Source organism: Pseudomonas sp. NFPP28, assembly GCF_900115535.1.
GTDB lineage: Bacteria > Pseudomonadota > Gammaproteobacteria > Pseudomonadales > Pseudomonadaceae > Aquipseudomonas > Aquipseudomonas extremorientalis.
Genome location: NZ_FOWT01000005.1, coordinates 230019 through 244810, shown reverse-complemented (window position 1 = coordinate 244810; position 14792 = coordinate 230019). Strand labels below are relative to the sequence as shown.

General features: G+C 57.1%; 18 protein-coding genes and 3 pseudogenes. 18 read left to right on the top strand and 3 right to left on the bottom strand.

The annotated features are described in order from the left end of the window. Positions 1–91 precede the first annotated feature (91 nt). The 12 genes and pseudogenes from BM110_RS29385 to BM110_RS29375 all read left to right on the top strand — a co-directional run bounded on the left by BM110_RS29385 (position 92) and on the right by BM110_RS29375 (position 7209). The gene (locus BM110_RS29385; protein ID WP_139220337.1) at positions 92–322 is read left to right on the top strand and encodes a hypothetical protein; all 231 of its coding nucleotides are present in this window, start codon (positions 92–94) and stop codon (positions 320–322) included. Positions 323–544: 222 nt separating this feature from the next. Beyond that, a pseudogene (locus BM110_RS14920) lies at positions 545–946 on the top strand (DUF637 domain-containing protein); the annotation flags it as partial. A gap of 173 nt (positions 947–1119) precedes the next feature. Further along, the gene (locus BM110_RS14915; RefSeq protein ID WP_093513713.1) at positions 1120–1521 is read left to right on the top strand and encodes a DUF6911 family protein; all 402 of its coding nucleotides are present in this window, start codon (positions 1120–1122) and stop codon (positions 1519–1521) included. Positions 1522–2044: 523 nt separating this feature from the next. Next, a complete protein-coding gene (locus tag BM110_RS14910; RefSeq protein WP_093513712.1) occupies positions 2045–2452 on the top strand; it encodes a hypothetical protein in 408 nt (135 codons plus the stop codon). 82 nt (positions 2453–2534) lie between these two features. Next, a pseudogene (locus BM110_RS30145) lies at positions 2535–2933 on the top strand (DUF637 domain-containing protein); the annotation flags it as partial. Positions 2934–3240: 307 nt separating this feature from the next. Then, positions 3241–3831, top strand: a complete 591-nt coding sequence (locus BM110_RS30140) for a CdiA C-terminal domain-containing protein (RefSeq protein ID WP_371914795.1) — start codon at positions 3241–3243, stop codon at positions 3829–3831. A 1-nt stretch (position 3832) separates the two neighbouring features. Continuing rightward, a complete protein-coding gene (locus BM110_RS29380) occupies positions 3833–4063 on the top strand; it encodes a hypothetical protein (RefSeq protein WP_139212926.1) in 231 nt (76 codons plus the stop codon). Positions 4064–4207: 144 nt separating this feature from the next. After that, complete coding sequence (locus BM110_RS14900) at positions 4208–4663, top strand: DUF4279 domain-containing protein (RefSeq protein WP_256572995.1); 456 nt, start codon at positions 4208–4210, stop codon at positions 4661–4663. A 314-nt stretch (positions 4664–4977) separates the two neighbouring features. Then, positions 4978–5481 (top strand): hypothetical protein, encoded by a 504-nt coding sequence (locus BM110_RS14895; protein ID WP_093513710.1) that lies wholly within the window; start codon positions 4978–4980, stop codon positions 5479–5481. A gap of 461 nt (positions 5482–5942) precedes the next feature. Beyond that, positions 5943–6128, top strand: a pseudogene (locus BM110_RS14885) (transposase domain-containing protein); the annotation flags it as partial. 25 nt (positions 6129–6153) lie between these two features. Next, a complete protein-coding gene (locus BM110_RS14880) occupies positions 6154–6612 on the top strand; it encodes a GNAT family N-acetyltransferase (protein ID WP_093513709.1) in 459 nt (152 codons plus the stop codon). 345 nt (positions 6613–6957) lie between these two features. Further along, positions 6958–7209 carry a helix-turn-helix domain-containing protein gene (locus tag BM110_RS29375; RefSeq protein ID WP_139212927.1) on the top strand — a complete coding sequence of 84 codons (252 nt, stop codon included), beginning with the start codon at positions 6958–6960 and terminating at the stop codon, positions 7207–7209. A gap of 31 nt (positions 7210–7240) precedes the next feature. Here BM110_RS29375 and BM110_RS14875 read toward each other — a convergent pair whose 3' ends face one another. Together BM110_RS14875 and gspH are read right to left on the bottom strand one after the other, a co-directional pair. Then, the gene (locus BM110_RS14875; RefSeq protein ID WP_093513708.1) at positions 7241–7837 is read right to left on the bottom strand and encodes a prepilin-type N-terminal cleavage/methylation domain-containing protein; all 597 of its coding nucleotides are present in this window, start codon (positions 7835–7837) and stop codon (positions 7241–7243) included. After that, on the bottom strand, positions 7834–8286 hold the full coding sequence (gene gspH / locus BM110_RS14870; protein ID WP_093513707.1) for a type II secretion system minor pseudopilin GspH: 453 nt from the start codon (positions 8284–8286) through the stop codon (positions 7834–7836). Before gspH ends, BM110_RS14875 begins: the two co-directional genes overlap by 4 nt. 93 nt (positions 8287–8379) lie before the next feature. Here gspH and BM110_RS14865 point away from each other — a divergent pair, with 93 nt between their 5' ends. Then, entirely contained in the window at positions 8380–8811 is a 432-nt protein-coding gene (locus BM110_RS14865) for a type II secretion system protein N (RefSeq protein ID WP_093513706.1), read from the top strand. On the opposite strand, the gene gspI is transcribed toward BM110_RS14865, so the two are convergent. Continuing rightward, positions 8798–9163, bottom strand: a complete 366-nt coding sequence (gspI, locus tag BM110_RS14860) for a type II secretion system minor pseudopilin GspI (protein WP_058427240.1) — start codon at positions 9161–9163, stop codon at positions 8798–8800. The two genes, BM110_RS14865 and gspI, sit on opposite strands and share 14 nt — an antisense overlap. A 148-nt stretch (positions 9164–9311) precedes the next feature. Between gspI and gspG the strand changes: the two genes are divergently transcribed. The 5 genes from gspG to gspD are packed head-to-tail and all read left to right on the top strand — an operon-like array spanning position 9312 to position 14466. Next, positions 9312–9761 (top strand): type II secretion system major pseudopilin GspG, encoded by a 450-nt coding sequence (gene gspG, locus BM110_RS14855; protein ID WP_093126609.1) that lies wholly within the window; start codon positions 9312–9314, stop codon positions 9759–9761. Positions 9762–9769: 8 nt separating this feature from the next. Continuing rightward, positions 9770–10639: a type II secretion system minor pseudopilin GspK gene (gene gspK, locus BM110_RS14850; RefSeq protein ID WP_175538848.1), complete on the top strand. Its 870-nt coding sequence runs from the start codon at positions 9770–9772 to the stop codon at positions 10637–10639. Continuing rightward, the gene (gene gspL / locus BM110_RS14845; RefSeq protein ID WP_093513704.1) at positions 10636–11694 is read left to right on the top strand and encodes a type II secretion system protein GspL; all 1059 of its coding nucleotides are present in this window, start codon (positions 10636–10638) and stop codon (positions 11692–11694) included. Before gspK ends, gspL begins: the two co-directional genes overlap by 4 nt. Beyond that, entirely contained in the window at positions 11687–12199 is a 513-nt protein-coding gene (gspM, locus tag BM110_RS14840; RefSeq protein WP_093126618.1) for a type II secretion system protein GspM, read from the top strand. The genes gspL and gspM overlap by 8 nt, the downstream gene beginning before the upstream one ends. Continuing rightward, positions 12196–14466, top strand: a complete 2271-nt coding sequence (gspD, locus tag BM110_RS14835; RefSeq protein ID WP_093513703.1) for a type II secretion system secretin GspD — start codon at positions 12196–12198, stop codon at positions 14464–14466. The genes gspM and gspD overlap by 4 nt, the downstream gene beginning before the upstream one ends. Positions 14467–14792 lie beyond the last annotated feature (326 nt).

Here is a 14792-nt window from a genome sequence, read left to right as displayed (position 1 = left end):
GTTACCAGAGAGCAATTAGGAGATGTACTGTGTAGAGTTAACGGTTTAGGTGCAAAAAATAATAATGATGTCGTTATTATAGGAAAATAAAATGCCCTCAGTTCTCTGCAAGTGTGGTAATAAGTTAAGTTTTGGTGGAATACCTAATTCAATTGAATGGTTGATGATTTCAGATGATGGATTTGAAAAATTCCAAGGCTCTGTTGATGCGGAGTATATTTATCGAGAAATGAATAGTGCACTTAAGTGTTCTTGTTGTGGGCGATTATTAGTGTTTTGGAACGGCTTTGATGTTTCCCCGATTTCATATATGCCGGAATAGTCATTTATTGTAAGTTAAGTTGGTGCAAAAGTAGCGCCTGTCTGGGGTAGCGCTATATCTAAAGCTGACGGAGACTTTGGGTATCTCCCGCTTGTCCAGCAAAACTATGTTAAAGATATTAGAGGGTATTAGAGGTTATTTGCCGTGAGTAGAAAATCTAGAATTACGCCGGTATCAACGGACTATGAAACGAGCGGGTAAACGGGGTCAGACCCTGAGGGACTGAACAAAGCCCTGGGGCAGGGCGGCAGTGTCAGTGACGCCCTGAAAAATGCCTTGTTCAACACGTTGGCGGCGGCCAGTTTCAACCTGGTAGGGGACTACACGAAAAACGTCCTGGCGGACGGCTCGTTACCCAAGGTGGCGATCCACGCCATGGTCGGTGGCTTGCTGGCCGAAGCCACCGGCGGCGACTTCAAGACCGGCGCATTGGCGGCGGCGGCAAGCGAAGCACTGGTTGGCCACCTGGATACGTTGGTCAAAGGCAACGACACCCTGCTCACCATGAATTCGCAGATCGTCGGCGTACTGGCGGCTGCAGCACAAAGCGACACCGACGCCGCCAAGCTGGAGACCGGCAGCTGGGTGGCGAAGAACGCTACGCAATACAACTACCTGTCACACAACCAACTGGAACGTGCCGCCAAACAGATAGCCCGATGCACCGACGCCTCCTGCATCCAGGATGCCACGCGCAAATTCCAGGAACTGAGCCTCCAGCAGGACATTGACGCCATCGTCAGCTGCCAAACCGACCCCAGTTCCTGCGCGGCAAGTCTATTAAGGAGAGAAAATAGATGATCATCGGAGGGTATACCCTTAGTCCTGAGCATGGCAGATCGCAAATCCCTCTAATTGATCAGCCGACCATGGAAGAGGTAAGGTCCATTATATTTGAATATAGTAAAGTCGACGGCGTCGTTTCGTTGTCTATTTCCCCAGCACCTGAAGCCGGACCTTACGAAATCAATCTTTATGCTGAATCCGGAAATTATATTCTGATGCTGAACCAATACCTTGATGATGGTGAGCATGTTGTGCGTACTCTTAATAATACGTCGGCTGGAGCAAAATTGGTTGATGTTTTGGACGATTACTATCCGGCGAGTGTTGTCACAAGAAATATAGATATCGTTATTTCTTGTTTTCAAGAATTTTTGAGGTCCGGTGATGTAAGCTTTGCAGTGTTGAATGCTTAAAAAATTTTGCTGCTAGCCTAGGACCTGAAAAGATAGGGGGCAGGCCACGGTTTTGCGATTTTTAAAGTTCAGCAGAATTGCTCTTTTAAAATATTATTTATTTTTTGTACTTATTCGATTTTGTTGGCCTAGTGATGGGCGGCTAAGCTGTAAGCTCTTATTTATTTGGGGATTTATATGGTTCGCCGTCCTAGGGTTATACTGCCGTATATCCCGTTGCACATTATTGGGAAATAGGGGGCGGACCACGATTAGTGCGCCCGATTAGTGCACCAATGTATATTGGTGGTCTGACCCCGATTTCCCCACCCCGATTTCCCCGGTGGGCTCAAAGCCTTGGTCGGCTGCTGAGCAGACCAAAATGGTAGATCAGGCGAAGAAATACTCATCCGGCTTCGAGGGCGGTGTTATTTATCATGCGAATAGTCCAGAGTTGGCTAGTTACTATTCGAAAGTATTTACTGATGCGGGTGTCACAAACTTTAAGTTTTTAATTACATCAGTGAAAAACTGAGGTGATATTTTGGCTAACCAAATAGAAGAATTGGAGAAGGTTTTAGGCGGGAAGCTAGAAAGGTCTGATGCTAGAGTCATTCCTGGGACGGATGGTGCGACCACCAGGGAGGCTATCTATTTTTCTGATGATGGGAAAAGTAAATTTCGTAAGCAATTTAAAAATATAACGTGTTTTTCTGAACCTCCGAATGCAACTAGTGGTGGGATCAACGAAGCCGGATGCAGCATCACACCGAGAAATGGCCCGCTCTTTCATGCTGTCGTATATCACGGTGATATTGACGGCTGGAGAAAAGACATCGAAGCCGGTGCAGAGGGCCTTGGTCTACTGTTGGCAAGAATCGAAGGCGATCAATTTATGGTCTCTGATGGCCGCTCGATCCCTCTGTCAGATTGCAAAATAGAGTTTTCTTGAACACTGCTCACCCTCAACACCGGCCTCGCGCCGGTTCGGCCAAAGCAGCCGCAGAAGGTAAACGGGGTCAGACCCTGAGGGACTGAACAAAGCCCTGGGGCAGGGCGGCAGTGTCAGTGACGCGCTGAAAAATGCCTTGTTCAACACGTTGGCGGCGGCCAGTTTCAACCTGGTAGGGGACTACACGAAAAACGTCCTGGCGGACGGCTCGTTACCCAAGGTGGCGATCCACGCCATGGTCGGTGGCTTGCTGGCCGAAGCCACCGGCGGCGACTTCAAGACCGGCGCATTGGCGGCGGCGGCAAGTGAAGCACTGGTTGGCCACCTGGATACGTTGGTCAAAGGCAACGACACCCTGCTCACCATGAGTTCGCAGATCGTCGGCGTACTGGCGGCTGCGGCACAAAGCGACACCGACGCCGCCAAGCTGGAGACCGGTAGTTGGGTGGCGAAGAACGCTACGCAATACAACTACCTGTCACACAACCAACTGGAACGTGCCGCCAAACAGATAGCCCGATGCACAGACGCCTCCTGTATCCAGGACGCCACGCGCAAATTCCAGGAACTGAGCCTCCAGCAGGACATTGACGCCATCGTCAGCTGCCAGTCCGACCCCAGCTCCTGCGCGGCAAGCTCCAAAGAAGTCGCCAACACCCTGGCGAACCTGAATGCCATCCGTGACATCGCCGACTACGCCTCGCCCGACGCCCGGGAAGCAGTACAGAGCCTGATCAACGGCAATTTTTTGTTTTTCGACCGCCACGACCGAGCACTCGGTGGGCGCGATGGTCGAGTCGCTCAAGTCGAAGTGGGCACTGAGCGATGCCCAGGCGCAGGACATTGCGGACAACCTGAAGATCGCGCTGGCGGTTGGGGTGGGGACTGCGGCGGGGGTGGTGGCTTATAGGCGGGCTGTGGCGGGTGGGGCAAAAGACACTGCATCTGGCTTGGTTTCTGGAGAAACAAGTGTTGTAGGTAACGGAAAAGCTGCTGCCAACGACGCGAGCTACGATGGTGCAAAAGGTGTACTTCGAATAGATCCAAATGGAAAATTTACTCAGTCAGAGATAAATTCTGCATATTATATGGCGGCCCAAGGTAAAAAAGTTGAGTTGCGCAGCCCTGTTGGTACACGAGCAGGAGGAAATACTTCAGATCTTCTAGTTGATGGTGTTCGCTATGATGTATATACGCCTACAACAGGTAACGCGGACCGAATAATTTCTGCGATAGCGAAGAAAAATACACAGACTGAGGGGGTTGTTCTAGATTTATCGAAAAGCTCCGTTACCAGAGAGCAATTAGGAGATGTACTGCGTAGAGTTAACGGTTCAGGTGCAAAAAATATTAATGATGTCGTTATTATAGGAAAATAAAATGCCATCAGTTCTCTGCAAGTGTGGTAATAAGTTAAATTTTGGTGGGATACCTAATTCAATTGAATGGTTGATGATTTCAGATGATGGATTTGAAAAATTCCAAGGCTCCGTTGATGCGGAGTCTATTTATCGAGAAATGAATAGTGCACTTAAGTGTTCTTGTTGTGGGCGATTATTAGTGTTTTGGAACGGCTTTGATGTTTCCCCGATTTCATATATGCCGGAATAGTCATTTATTGCAAGTTAAGTTGGTGCAAAAGTAGCGCCTGTCTGGGATAGCGCTATATCTAAAGCTGACGGAGACTTCGGGTATCTCCCGCTTGTCCGGCAAAACTATGTTAAAGATATTAGAGGGTATTAGAGGTTGTTTGCCGTGAGTAGAAAATCTAGAATTACGCCGGTATCAACGGGCTATGAAGCGTGCGCCGAGTGCTTCGTTAGGCTAATGATTTATCCTGGCGATATTCATCCAAGCGAAATTTCCAATATCATGCATGTTCAACCAACACAAATTACTGTTGTAGGCGAAAAAGTAAAAAATAGTCGTGGAGTCACGCGAGAGGTGAAGAACTCTAGCTGGTTTTTATCTAGCGCGGGAAATGTGCAGTCTAAAGATCTTCGCGACCACATTGATTGGTTAGTCCGTGAGATCCAACCGCATCGTGAGTCTTTGGGTTTCGTGCAGCAGATTGATGGGGTGAAAATCACCCTGAAGTGTGTGTGGTTTTCTCTGCTGGGGCACAGCGGTCCAGTACTTTGGCCTGAGCAGATGAAAGCTTTAGCAGACTTGGATTTGGAAGTTTCTTTTGATGTTTACTTTGTCGAATAAGAAAAAAGGTAAGGGGGCGGAATCCAATTAATTGAATATGGTAGAAATACGCTGCCGGACGGAACAGTAAGCGTTCGGTTATCTTCTACTAAACTGACTCCCCGGCCTACCAATTCGGATGGGATTCCATAATGAAGGTAAATACGCTTGGGCAATTTGGCGGTTTGAGTCGATACGAGTTATGGGGATAAATGGGGTCTGATCCTGAGGAGTCCATGTTGTTACCAAGCCAGATGGAACGTTTGTGACTATCTTGAAAGATGGGGTGACTCAGAATTCATCTGTGAAAAGTGCTTTGAAAGGGGGAGTAGGTAATGAGTCTTTCATATCTTATGAATACTTGGTTAGTGAGGGCGTTAGGAAGTAAGCTGCTTTCAGTAAATGCATTGCTTCATGTGTTCGAGTCTTATAGAGGCTCGATTCCTCAAGAGATTTCTTTTCGATTTGAAGATTTGGAGAGTGGGAGGTTATATTGCGGAAGTGATGGTGTGTCGCTATGTTTTTCTGAAACGCCTATTGCTGAATGCGATTTGGGTGAGTACGGAAAATTGATTGATTTTTGTGTTTCTAGTGGAAGTTATTTTTTTGATGTTGTCGGGCTTAGATTGCTTTCGGTCTCGGCTATAAAGTCCTCGGTAGAGCGTAAAGTGATAGGCGTATTATTGTTGTTTGAATATGACTCGTTTCTATCAATTTTGAATTTAGGGGATGAGCTCTTTTTTTGTGATAGGGTGCCAGATGAAATAATTGCCAGCGAAGGGTTGACGTTTGTTTTGTTGGGCGGAAAAGGGGGGGTGGAAAACGGGGTCAGACCTTGAGGGATCCAGCTCGTTGGTTATCAAGGCTCTGGAGCTGGGTGCCCAATTTATGAGTTAAGTATTAATGGGCAGCCGCAGCGAATTGCTGTGACTGTTGGCGACAACGGTTTTGTCGTCGGTGCAAATCCAAGGGGCAGCGTTAAATGAAAAATCTAAAGTTGATGGCGGATTATCAGTGTCATCCGCTTTGGAATATGTCCCCCCGATGAGTATGGGGACATAGCTCCTTGCGGGCTTCCTATTTCTGAAGAGCTTCAGCTGCGTCTATCAAAGTGGGCCGCTATATACGATGAAACCCTGAATGCTGATTACCCGCCAAACTCTGGGTTCAAGAGTGAGGAGTTAGAGCGCGAATTCAAGCGAGAAGGAGAGCGATTAGCTGAATGCTTGAGAAATGAGCTCGGTCCGGATTTTTCTATTCTCTTTAAGCTTTAGTTGGGGCAAAAGGTATAAGAAGGTAAAATAGGTTGTTTGCCGGATCGCTACGCAGCGGAAAGCGGGCGGCAGCGATTATGACTTTGATCCAGTCTGCGCGCATGAACGGACATGAGCCGTATGCTTAAATGAAGGACGTTTTGACTCGTCTGCCCACGCAGCGGACAGGGGACGCCACCAACTTGTTACCACATCGTTGGGCGCCTGTTTAATCAAAAACCACTCAAGGAGAAAGCTGTGGACTTACGGATTGAGATAAATGAGACGCCTCAAGAGGTCGATTACCAAGCGATTTTGGCACCGCTGCGCGAATTCAACCAAGCACAAACGGGGCTCATCGGAACTGAAAAACTTGCGATCTTGATCAAGGATGACGCAGGGGCTACGCAAGGTGGGCTATACGCAAAAATTTCTGGGCAGTGGTTATTTGTTGAGCTGCTGGTAGTCCCTGAAGTTGCCCGCGGGCAAGGGTTGGGCGCAAAGTTGATGGACAAGGTGGAAGCGCTGGCGCGTGAGAAAGGCTGCCAAGGTATCTGGCTGGACACATTCTCTTTTCAGGCTCCGGACTTTTACCGCCGGCTCGGCTTCAGCATATTTGGAGAACTCAAAGATTACCCTGTCGCTGGATACAATCGGTTTTTTATGCAGAAAAGATTTGATCTCGACAAGCATAACGCTAGTCATACTCAGCCTTGAGGCAATAACAGCAAAAAACCTAGGCAAGGTGTGTTACCCGCGATCGATCGTCGCCATTCCTTTTCAGAAGAATACGCAGGACGTGGTGCATGCCTTGACCCGCAGTACCCTGGAAGAAGCGGTGCAACGCCGATTGTTGTAATGCGCGGTCAAGTCAGTTCAACCCGAACGTCGATCAGCCGTGACCGGCGTTCAGCTTCCTATCGAGTCGTAGGAATTGTTCCCTGTAATATGTAGGTCATTTCGTTTTATGCTTTTCCAGCCCTCCCAGACACCTGCTGTTTCATGCCTGCGCTGTTTTATAGTTCACGGAGAAATCCACCACGGCAGGGAGCCGCCCACCTCATGCATACCCGAAAAAAATCCCCCCGGCGCCACACCCCACCACAACCCCCGACCCTTCATTCCGGCCAGCGCCTGCGCATGGTGCTCAACACCTACGGCATTCCGCCCACGGCCTTTGCCGAATGGATGCACGTCAGCCCGCAGTGCCTCAACAATTGGTTTTCACGCGGGCTGCCGGTGGATCGTGTGGAGAAACTGGCGACAACCTTGAGCGTCAGCAAAGTGTGGCTTGAGACCGGCGAGCGCGGATGATGACAGTGGTGGGGCGGTCAAAGGGCCGCCTCTATTTCAAGGGTCCCACCACCTGCCGGTATTTTTCCACCCCCTGCGGTGTCTGCCGCATCAGGCTGATCTCCAGTCCCAACGGGTCTTCGCGGCGATCGCCGCTCAGTTGCCGCCAGCCTTTTTCCGCTTCCCATACGCGTACCTGCAGGTCACTGACGCCGGTCAGTACCACCACGCCGTCCTTCGCCGCCGGCAGGGGGTAGCGGTCCCGTGCGGGGGCGGCGGCGCGGTAGAGTGCGTCGCCCTTGAGCCACCAGCGTACCCGTTGCAGGCCGTCGCCTGCCATTGGGGCGCTGCGGATCACGTCGAGGCGAAAGCCCTTGCTGTCGGAGCTGCGCACGGTCACGGCGGCCAATCCCTCCGTTTGTGTGGCTTCAGGGGGCGTCAGTTCGACGCTGGCACGCAGGCTAATATCCCGTTGCATCTGGTTCAGCGCGCGCAGCAACACTTCGGTCTGTTCGGTGCTTGCCTGCAAATGCTGATCGGCGCGGGTGACGCTGTCCAGCCCGCGCCAGGCGATCAGGCTGACCACCGCCATGAGCATGATCGCCACCATCACTTCGATCAGCGTGAAGCCTTGCTGTGACGGCTTCATGGTTGACTCACTACGCGCATCAACCCGGCGGCGTCGCGTTGCAGACTGAGGCTGTGTTGGCCGTCGGACAGCACCATGCGCAGCGGTGGGTTGATCCATTCAGCGTTGAGCACCAGGGTTTGCCGGGGCTCGAGACTGATCTGCATCGGCGTGCTTTCCCACAGGCGTGGGCGCAACGGGTCGTCGTTTTCAAAGGTATCGAGGCCCTGGCCGTCGTCCCGCTGGCGGTTGAAGCGAAACCCCTTGGCATCCGCGCGCCAGGTGATGGGTCGGCCGTCGGCGTGGGCTTCGGCCTGGGCGACTTGCAGCAGTTGGCTCAGGCGTTCGGCGTCTTTGCGCAACAGGTGCAGCGGATCGGGCTTGATGGTGAGGCTGATGGCGGCGCTGGCGATGCCGATGATCACCAGCACCACCATCAGCTCGATCAGGGTGAAGCCTTGCTGTTTCATCGCGGGCTACCTGGAGAACTGGGGAGTGTGTGAAATAAAAGCGTGCGAATTGACCTGTAGGCTGGTGCGACGGACAAACAGGAGGTCCTCCCCATGACATTTGCCCCTCGTTTCACCCTGGCCCACGGGGTGCAGGCCCTGGGTGTGCTGGCCGCGCTGGCGGGCGTGGCGGTATGGACGCCGCTGCTGCTGACCACGGCAGAATCCCACACGCCGCAAGCCACGCCCCAGGCACTCGCGGCACGCAGCGATAACCCGGCGCTGCAATGGTTTTCCAATGCGCCGACAGCGCTGCAAGTCAAAGTCACTGGCGTGTTGGCAGGTGCCCGTGGTGCGGTGGCGATCCTGAGTCTCAACGATGGCCCGCCGCGCAGCTTTCTAGTGGGTGAACGCCTCAGCCCCGGTGTGCGGCTGACGGCCATTGAAGGCGACGGGGTGGAGATCGAGCGCGGCGGCGAGAAGCAGCGCGTCAACCTCGACAAGTTGCCGCCGGGGCCTGCGTTGCCGCTGCTCACTCGGCCATGACCTGGGTGTCCAGCCGCGCCAGGGGCGGCGCTTCGCGGCTGGCGTCGAGCACTTGCAGGTTGACCTGGAACAGACGGCCGTCGGCGTTGATGGTTTGTTCGCAGCGCAGTTTCAGGCGGCCTTGATCGCAGGTGAATGTCTTCTTGCCGCTGCGCAGGTGGCCTTCCAGGCGCAGTTCGGCGAGGCGACTCTGCGCCGCCAGCAACGCGATGGATTTGTCCCGCAGCAGGCCGTTGCTCTGGGTCATCAACCCGGCCACGCGCACGGCGGCGGCCATGGCCACGGCGATGATCGCCAGCGCCACCAGCACTTCGATCAGGGTGAAACCTTGCTCCTTGCGACGGCCGTACATGGCGCTCTCAAAGCCGGGAAACAGGCCCGCAGACTAGCGCCGGCAGTTGACCGATTGGCGACTGAAACTCCCGAGGAATTTCAATACGACTGACATGTGTTCTTGCAACACTGCGCCACGAACTGCACTCAAGCCAAGGAATGTCGAGATGGATATCGCGCGCCTAACGTCCCCATTGCCAGGCCCTCACAGGCAGCGTGGCTTCACCTTGATCGAGATCATGGTGGTGGTGGTCATCCTCGGGATCCTCGCCGCAATGGTGGTGCCCAAGGTGCTTGACCGGCCGGACCAGGCGCGGGCCACGGCGGCCAGGCAGGACATCGGCGGGTTGATGCAGGCGCTGAAACTCTATCGTCTCGACCACGGCACTTACCCGAGCATGAACCAGGGCCTCAAGGTGTTGGTGGAACGCCCGGCCGACGCCAAGAACAGCAACTGGCGCGCCTACCTGGATCGCCTGCCCAACGACCCCTGGGGCCACCCGTATCACTACCTCAACCCGGGCGCCAATGGTGAGGTGGATGTGTTTTCCCTCGGCGCCGACGGCCAACCGGATGGCGATGGCGTGAATGCCGATATCGGCTCCTGGCAACTCTAAGGCCCGCCATGAAACGGTATTCGCCCCCAGTGGCGAAGCAGCGCGGCATGGCGATCATCAGCGCCTTGCTGATCGCAGCGGTGGTGGCGGTATTGGCCGGCGCCATGCTCACGCGCCAGACCGTATTTACCCGCAGCCTCGAAGCCGAGCAGTTGCGCATCCAGGGCCAATGGTTGTTGCAGGGCGGCCTGGAGCGCAGCCGGCAGATGCTCTGGGACGCCCGCCAGAAGGACGTGCTGACCCGTCTCGACCAACCCTGGGCGCGTGCCCAAGGGGGGGCCTTCGAGGGGCGGATCGAGGACGAACAGGGCAAGTTCAACCTGCGCAACCTGGTCAACCGCCAGCAGGTGGACACCGAGCAATTGCAGAGTTTTGAACGGCTGTGCCGCCTGATCGGTGTCGACCCGGCGGTGAGTCGGCGCATCAGTCAGCGGGTGATCGCGTCTTATGAGTCGCCCGCCAGATCCCCGATGCTGCGCAGCCTGGATGAGCTGAGCGGGATCGAAGGCCTTGATCCCCTGGTGTTGCAGCGCATGCAGGCCTATATCAGCGTGTTGCCCGGCCCGACCTGGGTCAACGGCAACACCGCCAGCGCCGAAGTACTCAGTGCGGTGGTGCCTCAGCTCAGCCTGTCCCAGGCCCATGGATTGGTGGCTGAGCGTGACAGCGGGCAGTGGTTTATCAACCGGGGTGATTTCGTCAACCGCTTGCACTTGCCGCAAGTGGCGGTGGATTCGGTGCAGGTGGGCATCACCAGCGAGTGGTTCCGCGTGCGGGGCCAGGCGCGGCGCGAGCAGCGGCGGGTCAGCCTCGACGCCTTGTTGCACCGCCCCGAAGACCGGCAGCCCCGGGTGATCTGGGCGCGGGTGGGCGTATGAAACGCTTGCGCATTGGCTTGCCGCCACTGGATCAATTGAGCGCGCAGAGCCAGGTCCGGTTTGCCTGGGTGGAGCGTGGCGTGGTCATTGAAGAGGGCGACGCCAGCCTGGCGCAGTTGGGCCAGTCACGCCAGGCAGCGGACTGTTTCCTGCATCCGCGGGACAGCCTGCTGACCAGCCTGGAACTGCCGCCATTGCCGGCGGCGAAGACCGCCGCCGCCGTGGCCTGTGCCGCACAAGCGTTGATCCTCGGCCCGGTTGAACAGATGCAGGTGGCCCACGGCCCGCGTGAAAGCGATGGGCGCGTGCAGGTGGCCTGGGTGCCCAAGGCCGGGCTGGAGCGGTTGGCGCAGTTGCCGCTCAAGCTGCGCGGCCTGTACCCGGCACCCTATGCGTTGCCGGTGGGCGCCGCTGCGTTGGATGACGGCTACCTGCTGACCCGTGACAGCCTGCAACAAGGCACGGTGCACCCGCTGGGTTTGCAGGCGCTGGACCTGCCATTGGTGGCAGCGGCGCAGCGTTGGAGTGGGCCGCTGCCCATGTGGGGGTTGCACGGTCGCCTCACACAGCCCTCGACCGGCGGGTGGGGCAGGGCATTGGCCTGTGTGGTGCTGGCCATCGCCATCTGGACCCTGGGCCTCAACCTGTATGCCGCGCGCCAGGTGGAGCAAGGCCAGCGACTCAAGGCACTGATGAGCCAGCAGGTGCGCCAGGCGTTTCCGGCGTTGCCGGTGGTGCTCAACCCCTTGCAACAGGCCCGCCAGCAATTGGCCGCACGCCAGACCGGCGCGGCCGCCGACCCGGGCCAACGCTTCCCCGGCCTGCTGCAACTGGTGGGCAGCAACCTGCCGTTCATGGTCGGCAGTGTCGACAACCTGACGTTTGAACAGGGACGCTTGCGTGTCGAGCTGCTCGCCGACAGCCGTCACCCGACCGCCGAAGGTGAATGGCAGGCGGCGTTGGCCCAGGCCGGTTTCACCGCCAGCCGCGATGGCCAGGCCTGGACCATTGCTCCCGCGCAAGCCGCAGAAAAAGCCGGAGCTGGCGATGAATAAAGTCCAGCGACTGCGCAGCCAGGCCCGGGTGTTCTGGAGCGGCCTGGCCCTGCACGAAAAGCGCATGCTCGGCGGCGCCGGCCTGGTCCTGGCCAGCCTGTTGACCTGGCTGGTGCTGGTGCAACCCGCGTTGAAGAAGATCGATTACTGGCAGACCGAAACCCCCAAGCTGCGCGCTCAGGCCGCCGCCTTGCAAGTGTTGTTGCAGGACGTCGCCGCGCCCAGTCCGGGCGACGAAGCCGCGCTGCGCCAGGCCCTGGACAGTGCCGGTCTGCAGGGGCATTACCAGTTGCAGGCGCTCGAACCCACTGGGTGGCGCCTGACCTTGGACAACGCCCCGGCCGATGCGGTGGTGGGCTGGCTGCTGGGCAATGCCCGTTCGTTTTCCCTGGAGGTGTCCGAGGCGCATTTGCAGCGCGTGCTCGATACCGTCGACAACTCGGCCGGCACTGTGTCCGGGACCGTTCGCATGGATCAGGCGCTTGGCGCTAAGGAAGCTTCATGAAGTGGTCAGTCCCCCCTTTCCGTATGGTCGCGCCGTTGCTGGTGCTGGCCCTGAGTGCGTGCAGCAACCAGGACGCGTCCAAGCCGCTGCTGGTGGACAGCGAACTCGGCCAGCCCCTGGCGGACACCCGTCGCAGTGGCGAGACCGTTCTCGACCGCCAGAGCCAACCCGCCCCCAAAGCGCCGGTACAGCACCGCGTCACCAACAGTGCTCGCGGCCATGCCCCGGCAACCGTCAAGGCCCGCAACCCGCTGGGTGACCAACCGGTGCAGCTCAACTTTGTCGACGCCGACATCCAGGCCGTGGTGCGCGCACTCTCCCGCGCCACCGGCCAACAATTCCTGGTCGACCCGCGTGTGAAGGGCAACCTCACCCTGGTCAGCGAAGGCCAGGTGCCGGCGCATCAGGCCTACGACATGCTGCTGGCGGCGTTGCGCATGCAGGGCTTCAGCGTGGTCGACGTCGGCGGCGTGGCCCAGGTGGTGCCCGAAGCCGATGCCAAATTGCTCGGCGGGCCGATGTACAGCGCCGGCGCCAGCGGCATGCAGACCCGAACCTTCCGCCTGCAGTATGAGAACGCGGTGAACCTGATCCCGGTGCTGCGGCCCATTGTGTCGCCGAACAACCCGATCAATGCCTACCCCGGCAACAACAGCATCGTCATCACCGACTACGCGGAAAACCTGGCGCGGGTGGCGCAGATCATCAACGGTATCGACACCCCCAGTGCCATCGACACCGATGTGGTGATGGTGCAGAACGGCATCGCCGTGGACATCGCCGCCATGGTCTCCGAGCTGCTGGACACCCAGGGCGCCGACCAGACCCAGAAAATCAACGTGGTCGGCGACCCGCGCTCCAACTCGATCATCATCCGCTCCGGCAGCCCGGAGCGGACGGAACTGGCGCGCAACCTCATCTATAAACTCGACAACGCCCAGAGCAACCCCAGCAATATGCACGTGGTGTACCTGCGCAACGCCCAGGCGGGCAAGTTGGCCCAGTCACTGCGCGGCTTGCTCACCGGCGAGAGCGATTCCGGCGTGAGCGACGATGCCCGGGGCAAGCTCAGCGCCATGGGCGGCAATGGCAAGAACACCGCCCAAGGCGCGAGCAATGCGCAAAACAGCAGCGGCACGCCCACCGGCAGCGGCGTGCAGTCGGGTTATGGCCAGGCCACCGGCTCGACCACCGGCACCAACGGCACCCCCAAGGACCAGGACACCGCGTTCAGTGCCGGCGGCGTGACGATCCAGGCCGACGCCACCACCAACACCCTGCTGATCTCCGCGCCGGACCCGTTGTACCGCAACCTGCGCGAAGTCATCGACATGCTCGACCAGCGCCGTGCCCAGGTGGTGATCGAAAGCCTAATCGTGGAAGTCGGCGAGGACGATGCCACCGAGTTTGGCGTGCAGTGGCAGGCCGGCAACCTGGGGGGCAAGGGTGGGTTTGGTGGCGTGAACCTCGGCGGTAGCGGCGTGAATGGTAAGCCCAATAGCCCCACCAGTATTGATGTGCTGCCCAAGGGGCTGAATGTGGGGGTGGTCAACGGCACGGTTGATATTCCCGGCATCGGCAAGGTGCTCGACCTCAAGGTGTTGGCCCGTGCGTTGAAGAGCAAGGGCGGCACCAACATATTGTCCACGCCCAACCTGCTGACCCTGGACAACGAAGCGGCGAGCATTTTCGTGGGCCAGACCATTCCGTTTGTCACCGGCAGTTATGTGACCGGCGGCGGGGGCACCAGCAACAACCCGTTCCAGACCGTGCAGCGTGAAGAGGTGGGGCTCAAGTTGAACGTGCGGCCGCAGATTTCCGAAGGCGGCACCGTGAAGCTGGATATCTACCAGGAGGTCAGCACCGTGGATGCGCGGGCGTCGGTGGAGGCGGGTACGGTGACCAACAAGCGCGCGATCGATACCAGTATTTTGCTGGATGACGGGCAAATCATGGTGCTCGGTGGGTTGCTGCAGGATGGGTATAGCCAGAGCAATGATGCGGTGCCGTGGTTATCGGATATTCCGGGGTTGGGGGCGTTGTTTCGCAATGAGAAGCGCAGTGTGAACAAGACTAACCTGATGGTGTTTTTGCGGCCCTACATTATTCGGGACAGTGGGGCGGGGCGCAGTATTACGTTGAATCGGTATGAGTTTATGCGCAGGGCGCAAGGGGGGTTGCAGCCGGAGCACAGTTGGGCGATGCCGGATGTGCAGGCGCCGCAGTTGCCTTCTGTGGACAAGGCGATTCCTGGGGGCCGGCCTTGAACGTTTTGACCGTGTACATATCCATTCCTTCGGTAACGGCGGCTTATGGTTCCGCTCTTACAGCGGGTCACTTTTGGAAGGACCCAAAAGTAACCAAAAGGTCCTCGCCCCACCACTCGGCACCTCGCCCAGGCTCGGTGTGCCGTAACGAAGGCTTGAATCCGTGGGCCGCCGCAATGGGCCATCCATGGCCCAGTGCGGCTAACCCGGCGTCCTGCCGGGTTACCCACGGATTCAAGCCTGCGTTCGGCCAGCGTGGTTTTACGGGGCGCCGAAGAGCAAGATCAAGAGCGACTCGCTGCGCATCGTGGATACGTTTTTTGTTC